The organism is Agrobacterium sp. 16-172Ci, assembly GCF_053522725.1.
The window spans coordinates 1-6,671 of record NZ_JBNWBW010000052.1; the positions used below are offsets into that span (position 1 = coordinate 1).

Annotated in this window: 6 protein-coding genes and 1 pseudogene; 2 read left to right on the plus strand and 5 right to left on the minus strand. The window is 49.4% G+C overall.

Features of this window, described 5'->3' with window-relative positions:
* Positions 1 to 204: 204 nt before the first annotated feature.
* The 3 genes and pseudogenes from ACQZ40_RS25440 to ACQZ40_RS25450 form a co-directional block, all read right to left on the minus strand.
* Positions 205 to 402 (minus strand): annotated as a pseudogene (locus tag ACQZ40_RS25440) (integrase core domain-containing protein); the annotation flags it as partial.
* 26 nt (positions 403 to 428) lie between these two features.
* Complete coding sequence (locus ACQZ40_RS25445) at positions 429 to 1,220, minus strand: hypothetical protein (protein WP_448748897.1); 792 nt, start codon at positions 1,218 to 1,220, stop codon at positions 429 to 431.
* Between the two features lie 272 nt (positions 1,221 to 1,492).
* Positions 1,493 to 1,735 (minus strand): alpha/beta hydrolase family protein, encoded by a 243-nt coding sequence (locus ACQZ40_RS25450; protein WP_448748898.1) that lies wholly within the window; start codon positions 1,733 to 1,735, stop codon positions 1,493 to 1,495.
* A gap of 207 nt (positions 1,736 to 1,942) precedes the next feature.
* Between ACQZ40_RS25450 and ACQZ40_RS25455 the strand changes: the two genes are divergently transcribed.
* Positions 1,943 to 3,079 carry a hypothetical protein gene (locus ACQZ40_RS25455; protein ID WP_448748899.1) on the plus strand — a complete coding sequence of 379 codons (1,137 nt, stop codon included), beginning with the start codon at positions 1,943 to 1,945 and terminating at the stop codon, positions 3,077 to 3,079.
* Here the strand turns inward: ACQZ40_RS25455 and ACQZ40_RS25460 are convergent.
* Positions 3,076 to 4,575, minus strand: a complete 1,500-nt coding sequence (locus tag ACQZ40_RS25460; protein WP_448748900.1) for a DNA adenine methylase — start codon at positions 4,573 to 4,575, stop codon at positions 3,076 to 3,078. The genes ACQZ40_RS25455 and ACQZ40_RS25460 overlap by 4 nt on opposite strands.
* 194 nt (positions 4,576 to 4,769) lie before the next feature.
* On the opposite strand from ACQZ40_RS25460, the gene ACQZ40_RS25465 reads away from it, so the two are divergent.
* Positions 4,770 to 5,798, plus strand: a complete 1,029-nt coding sequence (locus tag ACQZ40_RS25465; RefSeq protein ID WP_448748901.1) for a hypothetical protein — start codon at positions 4,770 to 4,772, stop codon at positions 5,796 to 5,798.
* A gap of 82 nt (positions 5,799 to 5,880) precedes the next feature.
* Here ACQZ40_RS25465 and ACQZ40_RS25470 read toward each other — a convergent pair.
* Positions 5,881 to 6,671, minus strand: a 791-nt coding sequence (locus ACQZ40_RS25470; RefSeq protein ID WP_448748902.1) for a site-specific integrase, incomplete at its 5' end; no start/stop codon positions are given.

Genomic DNA, 6,671 nt, shown 5'->3' on the forward strand with positions numbered 1-6,671 from the left:
AATAATCTGCTCTTCCGTAAATCTCTGCTTCTTCATAAGTCCGTCCTCGATGGGCCGGACTCTAATCCAATCTGGAGGAAATTCTCAGTGGCAGGTCACCACCCATCGATGAACGATGCGAGCATACTCTCTTGTCGACAAATGCTGCGACGTTTTTCTGCCGCTTGGGAATTGGAGTGCTCCCCGTTTCGCCGGACAAGTCGGCTAGATTGATTTAGCCCTGATGAACTGCCGAGGGGAAGCCATCTTGAGCGCGGAATGGGGATGGATTTCGTCGTAGTCCTCGATCCATCCGTCGATGAGCCGGAGCGCTGTTTGGGCGTCCGGTAGAGCTGATACCCGAATATAGTCCCGCTTCAACGTTTTGACGAAGGCTTCCGACATGCCGTTCGACTGTGGGCTGGCCAAGTTCCAACCTGTCAATCCTGCTATTCCCGGTGAACAATTCCACCTTCTAACTCGTGCAACCTAATTCCCAGTTGCATCATGTCTTTGCGAAGGGACTCACTCTGTTGAATAAGCTTTATTCCTTCAGCACATTCGAACCTCATTCTGGCATCGAGGCTGATCGTGCCGAAAGATGTTTCGATGCGCTGCGTTTCGGTGGCATAACGGTGCATTAGACTGGTCTGAGAGGGGTGGACCCACTCTGATAGCCCGTTGTAGGTTAGTTCAAAGCTACTCTCCTTCAGGCCTGTATGTTCCATCTCAAAACTAAATAGCAGCCGCATGGCGTTTAAGACATGAACGGATTGGGCAGTCTCCCCTTCCATCCTTGCCTTAGCTTCCTCGGTGAAGTGGAAGTCATCGACTGTGAATTTTCCTTCCTTCAGACTCTTTTGCTCCTCCACCTTGAACCGTGAGCTATTAATGAAGCGGAGAACCTTGTCTCCAGCGCCAACTGCACCCTGTTTTCGGACGTATTTGCCCAATTCAACCAGTGCATACATTCCCACGGCATGCGTCTCCATAACGCATCGGGAGAGTATGCATGCTGACGACATCCTTTTCGCGTTCAACATGAACATCACGTCATCGAATAAATCGATGTTGCGGTTCAGAACCATCGACGCATAGTTGATAAAGAGCAGACCCGCCGTATTAGGTTTCTTGCCGTAATAAACGACCTCTCTCTTTTGCAGTTTGGACCTCGCCGCCTGCGAAGCGATAAGCGAGGTTTCCGCGCGGTTCAGTAGTTCCTTATCTCCTGGCGTGTCCAACGGTTTCCCCTCTCTAATTGAGACCCACCAACCTCTTGATTATGGGGCAGCAGGTCAACGTCTAAACCGCGCAATTTGATTTTCTCCTCGTTACGAGCCGTAGAGGAGTAACCGTTGTTGATTGACGCTCACTTCGCACCGACTTTTATTCAGCACCGGCACCTGAGAGCAAACCGTCCATTTACGGACCCGGATCGGACAATGCGTAGCCTGAAGCCGATATCCGCTCTTTGTGCGAAACGGCAGACGCCTCGGCCGGAAGCGGACGACGATCAATGACCAGTCGCCACGGGGGCGAATACGCGGGCATGGAAATCTCGGAGAATGGGAGTGACCTGCTCGCGGGGAAGCCGATGGCCGCCGTCAAGGGCTTGGAACCTTACAGGAACCCCTGCACGTGCAAGAGCCTCGGAAAATCGTTCAGCGTGAGCAATCGATACACGATCATCATATTTGCCTTGAAAAAGCATGGGTTCTGATTGGCTGCGATCAGTATGATAGAGTGCTGATCGCATCAAAAAGGCTGCGTCTGAGAGACCCAAAATTCCCTTTTCCTTCGATGTGAATCGCCTAGAGGGTGCGTTTTCCGAGAGGTCCAAACTTTGAGACTTGAGCCGGGCTAGCTACATACATACTAGGGTTGTGAAAAATCCCGGTTATTTGTTGACTACGAACGCACCATATTGTCACGGTATCGTGTGACGCAATTTGGCTGGAACCGCATGACTGAGATTGAAAAGCTATCTGTTTCGCTGACAAAACACGGGGCACACAAAGTAGCCCGACTGATCGAGCATTTTAACGTTGATGAGGTGCTCGATAACACGTGGGACACATACGACGGCATTCGAATTGACCGCGCACAGGCGGCAAAAATCTTGTCCGCTCTAAGGGACGGAACATTACCTGGCGTTTGGAATGAAGCAAAAAAGCAGGGGCCTGAATCGATCAAGGCGCTTGTTTTGCTTGCAATAATTTTCAGCCATTCGGAATTGATTTCGGTGTTTCAAGCTGGAGTAAGAAGCCGCAACAAAGGCAGCATTAAACGCCTGCAGCTAACTGCTCCAAAAGCATTCACCAATTTGAAAAATAACTTCATCGAGCTTGGATACTCTGAGACCGCCGACGAGGAGCAATTCAGCTATGATTTTTCAACAATAACTGATGAATCAAATTTGGCTCCTCTCGTCGTGGAGTTAATGCGCCTAAAACTGATTGCAGCGAAATGGCCTGGCACCAATGATATTATTGACGAATGCGTGTCGCTTAATTTTCATCGAGTTCTAGCCATTTCCGAAGCTGATTTTCGTTCTTGGCTTACTAACGTGCCAGCCGCAAACCGCGATGAAGATGAGCTTCCCAATAAAGTCGACCCTGAGACTGAAGTTGTGAAGGCTTTTAGCTTTAAAGCGGGCCACGTTAACAGAAGCACCAATGACGTTGTTCGTCGCGGCTCTGGAAAGCATCCCAAAGCCCGACTGCTACACAACGCGTTACAAAACGCGCTCTATGCATATCTCAGCGGGAACTATGGCGAAGACAATGTTGGGACCGAAGTTCCTACAGGAGCCTCTGACACGTCAATTGATTTGGTAAGGCGCGACGGAAACGACTTCATATTCTACGAAATAAAAACCGTTGTTTCGCTAAAGAAAGGCTTGAGAGAGGCACTTCCGCAGCTTCTTGAGTATGCTTATTGGCCCTCTGCGAAGCGCGCAGCGCAGCTAATTGTCGTCACCCCAAATAAATCCACTTCTGAAGCTCGCGAATATCTCAGTTTGCTGCGAGAAACATTCAAAATCCCGATTTTTCACGAGACAATTGACGCAGTGACCGGGGCTCTAAGCGATAGGATTTAAGAAAGACGTCGAGCTATCAATAGAGCCTCTTCAACATCGCGCATACGGTCGGCCCGTCGTCCCATGGTCATGTGCTGATAATCCTTCGTGAGGACTTCGACCGAATAAGAAGGACCGAATACATCGGCTGCTATAGAGCCGATTTGTATGAGATCGAGAAGGGCCGTGTTGCTGTAGCTCAGCACAACGTTGGACCCTGTTAGGCGAACTCCATCAAACATTTCTTCGAACGCTGCAGGAACCTTGCTACGAATACTAAATGGCGATTGATGTCGTTCTTCTCTGTAACGTCCCTTAACAACTTGCCCTGCTTTTAGCTGAAGGTCAGGATAATCGTAGAGCACAAATGTCTCGATCGCGTGATAAAATCTACTGTAGTGGACAAACGCATAAGGCGGGTCAGCGTAAAACGTGGCCTCGCTCAGTTCAGCTATGCAATCTCGGTAATCGAGTGCTTCGAACCGATGGTTTGGCTGTGAGCTCACGTACCTTAGGTTCCAGTCTCGGATTGCGAGAAATTTGCGCTCGAAATAGCTGCGAAAGCTTTTCTGTCGGTAGATGTTTATGTCGCGCATAGAACTTTGAGTTTTAGCGTCGCGATATTGTGCGTAGTGACCAGTACCTTGCCCGCAATATGCCATAGCATGCATCGCGCATGTTAAAAGTATGGCATGGTCACCTTCATTCACCTCGCTGCGCTCCAGCAAGCCATCAATTGCACTACGAATTGCGTCAATCCAAGCACATTGTTCAGCAGACCACCACGTTCCAGCGTAATTTTTGAGGAAGAGATGGTATTTATGATCAAAGCTTAACTCAATGAGACCCCTGTTGCGGTTCTCTATCGCGTTGAACTCTTCTAGCGAGGGTGACGTAGGATATGAGTAGTCCTTACCCAATGCACTGAGGGTGTGTTTAACTGAAGCGGCAACTTCTTCGCAAATTCGATGTATGTCTAGAGTAGCGGCTTTATCCGATAGACGGTGGAGATATACATGAGCTATTACTTTAGAATAATTCTGGATGTCGTTGGTTACAATTCTCGTTTGATCGCCGATTGCGCCGGACAAGCTACACGCGCCCGCAAACAAGTCACAAACCGTGTCTCCAATGGTCGCGATGTTAATCCCTTCAAGTACGAAATCCATCAATTTCGCTTTCGAACCCATATACTTGATCACTAGCGGGTATTCCCGCTTTTCAAACGTAACTGGTGTTTCTTGAGAGCGAAGGGCTTGCATTGACATAAAGGTTCCTTCCCATTCCATCGGGTTCTGCCACCAGATTGCGGGCAAAAACGCCGAAGCAGCTATCAAGGTGATAGCACACTTTTGGCTATGGTTTGGTATTTGCAAGATTTTTCCACCTGCAATTCTCAGCAGGCGCTCTGGTAGCAATAATGCGGAAATTAGGTACCAACTGCCACCAAACTCCAAACCACAGTTCTTGACCTTCCCATGCGGTGACCTCAAGCTGGGTTTTGCAGGAACCTGCACGCGACTTCTCCGACCGCGTGTTTGAGAAGCGCTGAGGCGAAGGCGCAATTGGCGACCGGACTCGGTTCACGAGCCTATCGGGTTTTAGAGCGACACACGTCACGAACACAGGCTCGCTTTTGTCGGTCGATAAACAGCGATCTTTTAACCGTCGGCCTGCTATTCCAAGCTTAGCAAATTGGGGAAAAGGTAGCATGATTTCGAGGTTATTTGCGGCGACAACGGAAGAAGATTTCAATCTTTCTGCAAATGGTTGGTTCCAGTTGACATTGATCGCCGCTGCACTGGGGTTCATGTTTTTTCTTTGCAGCGGTATCGCAGTCGCCACTCAGCCTGACGCGGAAACCAAACAAAAGATTTCGCAGGCGTTTGCACCCTTTCTTGTTGGCGCAGTTGCCATCGTGACATTTTTTGCTGCCATATGGCGCGGCAAGCTCAACTCAGAGCAAATCAAACAACAAAAGCGTCAGAACGACGCTAAGGATGATGAGAATCTTGCCTCGCTATTGGTCGACGGTACCAAGCTGATTAACGAAGATAAAGAGTCCCATCATTTCGCTGGAATAGCGACTTTACAAGCTGTGGCGTGCTCGAAGAATGAAGTTTTCGCAGTACCGGCAATGGATATCCTAGCGGATGTCGTGGTGGAGACTTACAATGACAAGAATAGAGTTTACAAGTATATGGCTTGTCGCCGTGCATTGAGAGCCGCGAGCGGAGTTGGGCATACATCCAATAGAACTATCAAAATCGACTTAAGCTCGGAGCCTCAAAAACCTATACCAACTATATTGGGCTGTTCGAGGTTACGAGTAACGGGTGGTACCATCGCCGGCTCCAGATACGAGAAGATCAGAACGGAGACGTTGCTGGAGTTAAGAGATGCCACAGTGAAAACGGCGGTGGTTGGAAAGGAAGCTTGGCCGTTTAAGGGGTGTGCATTTATCGATTGCCACATCAAATTCTTAGCACAGGACTTTATCGAAAATAACAGCTTTACGAATTGTGATTTTTCAGGCGCTGAGACTTCCAGAATTGGTCTTACAGACAGAGACGGTGGCTTTTTAAAGAAACTCGAAAACGCAGGGAACTACTATGTGACCGGGACACCTCCTGAAACCATAGGAAATATAAATCCAACACTTGCTCTGCAAGCAAAATCTCACGGAAGAAGTAATCGTCTTGTCAGAAGCCGACCGCAATTAAGGCGTGCTCCATCATGACAGCTAAATGTTAAAAAGCGGCGATTGAATCCCGAATGGCCACTACTTGTTTCCTATGAATCGCAGTAAATCCCGTAAACCGTCACAAGACAGCGCTTGCAGCGTTGCTCTCGAACAACTCCGTTAAGCGAATGTAGCGAGCGAGCATCTGCTCTGATCGGTGCCCTGTTTGGCGGCGTATTTGCCAGCTCGACGCTCCAGCCTGTGCTGCGCTTGTTGCGAACCCGGCTCTCAAACTATGACCAGAGAAGAGCGACGGATCGACGCCGATGGCACTTATTCTCTCTTTCACGATCTTTGCGACGGAGCTATCACGCAAACGTACCTCCGCAATACGTCCGTGCCGGTTGACTGGCCTGAATATAGGCCCGAACCGGATGCCAGACGTTTCCAGCCAAGCTTCAAACGCAGCAACAGGGCAATGGCGAGTTCTACCAAACGGGATGGCAATCTGTCGGCCGTTGCCCTCTTGGTCTGTCTTGCTGCGGCGGATGTTGATTATGAGCCCTCTGCGAACGACGTTAACGTCAGAGACGTCAAGGGCAACTAGTTCACTGCGTCGAAAGCCTCCTGCGAATCCGATTAAGAGTAAGGCCTTGTCGCGGAGATCGCGAGGGTTAATTGCCATTGCATCGAGAATCAAAAGCAGGTCATCCCGCAAAAGAGGATTGACCATTTTGGGGGCGGCACCGACTGAACGATTGACGCCTTTGAGTGTTGCCTGAACAATATTAGTCTTCGTAGGATCCGGCAGGCCGGTAGTGACCTGCCACTTGACCTGCCACTGAGAATTTCCTCCAGATTGGATTAGAGTCCGGCCCATCGAGGACGGACTTATGAAGAAGCAGAGATTTACGGAAGAGCAGATTATTG

Bases quoted from the DNA above. Each gene is read 5' to 3' on its own strand.
- ACQZ40_RS25455 (WP_448748899.1), top strand. From the start codon at position 1,943: ATGACTGAGATTGAAAAGCTATCTGTTTCGCTGACAAAACACGGGGCA.
- ACQZ40_RS25450 (WP_448748898.1), bottom strand. From the start codon at position 1,735: ATGCGATCAGCACTCTATCATACTGATCGCAGCCAATCAGAACCCATG.
- ACQZ40_RS25465 (WP_448748901.1), top strand. From the start codon at position 4,770: ATGATTTCGAGGTTATTTGCGGCGACAACGGAAGAAGATTTCAATCTT.